This window comes from Vibrio sp. YT-18, from assembly GCF_033337345.1.
Classification (GTDB): domain Bacteria; phylum Pseudomonadota; class Gammaproteobacteria; order Enterobacterales; family Vibrionaceae; genus Vibrio; species Vibrio alginolyticus.
On record NZ_JAWOQO010000196.1, the window covers coordinates 1 to 1,143 of the forward strand.

The 1,143-nt window shown below is 63.3% G+C and carries 1 protein-coding gene and 1 pseudogene; both read left to right on the plus strand.

What is annotated here, in order from left to right; all coding sequences use genetic code 11:
* A pseudogene (locus tag R7M72_RS25390) lies at positions 1-223 on the plus strand (hypothetical protein); the annotation flags it as partial.
* Positions 210-1,061, plus strand: a complete 852-nt coding sequence (repC, locus tag R7M72_RS25395; RefSeq protein WP_318056495.1) for a replication protein C, IncQ-type — start codon at positions 210-212, stop codon at positions 1,059-1,061. The pseudogene R7M72_RS25390 and the gene repC, both read left to right, overlap by 14 nt.
* Positions 1,062-1,143 lie beyond the last annotated feature (82 nt).

The following is a 1,143-nucleotide window of genomic DNA, read 5'->3' on the forward strand; positions in this document are numbered from 1 at the left end:
CCGCTGGCAATCGTACCTGTCCGGCATGACCACCGGTGAGGCCGAGGAATGGGGCGTAGACGACACGCAGCGGCCCTATTTCGTCCGCTTTGGAGTCAGCAAGGCCAACTATGGGGCACCGTTCAAAGACCGCTGGTTCAGGCGGCATGACGGCGGGGTACTCAAGCCCGCCGTGCTGGAAAAGCAGCACAAGAGCAAGGGGGTGCCTCGTGGCAAAGCCTAAGAACAAACACAGCCTCAGCCACGTCCGGCACGACCCGGCGCACTGTCTGGCCCCCGGCCTGTTCCGTGCCCTCAAGCGGGGCGAGCGCAAGCGCAGCAAGCTGGACGTGACGTATGACTACGGCGACGGCAAGCGGATCGAGTTCAGCGGCCCGGAGCCGCTGGGCGCTGATGATTTGCGCATCCTGCAGGGGCTGGTGGCCATGGCCGGGCCTAGTGGTCTGGTGCTAGAGCCAGAACCGGAGACCCCCGGCGGGCAGCAGCTCCGGCTGTTCCTGGAACCCAAGTGGGAGGCCGTCACCGCTGATGCCATGGTGGTCAAAGGTAGCTATCGGGCGCTGGCAAAGGAAATCGGGGCAGAGGTCGATAGTGGTGGGGCGCTCAAGCACATACAGGACTGCATCGAGCGCCTTTGGAAGGTATCCATCATCGCCCAGAATGGCCGCAAGCGGCAGGGCTTCCGGCTGCTTGCCGAGTACGCCAGCGACGAGGCAGACGGGCGCCTGTATGTGGCCCTGAACCCCTTGATCGCGCAGGCCGTCATGGGTGGCGGCCAGCATGTGCGCATCAGCATGGACGAGGTGCGGGCGCTGGACAGCGAAACCGCCCGCCTGCTGCACCAGCGGCTGTGTGGCTGGATCGACCCCGGCAAAACCGGCAAGGCTTCCATAGATACCTTGTGCGGCTATGTCTGGCCGTCAGAGGCCAGTGGTTCGACCATGCGCAAGCGCCGCCAGCGGGTGCGCGAGGCGTTGCCGGAGCTGGTCGCGCTGGGCTGGACGGTAACCGAGTTCGCGGCGGGCAAGTACGACATCACCCGGCCCAAGGCGGCAGGCTGACCCCCCCCACTCTATTGTAAACAAGACATTTTTATCTTTTATATTCAATGGCTTATTTTCCTGCTAATTGGTAATACCATGA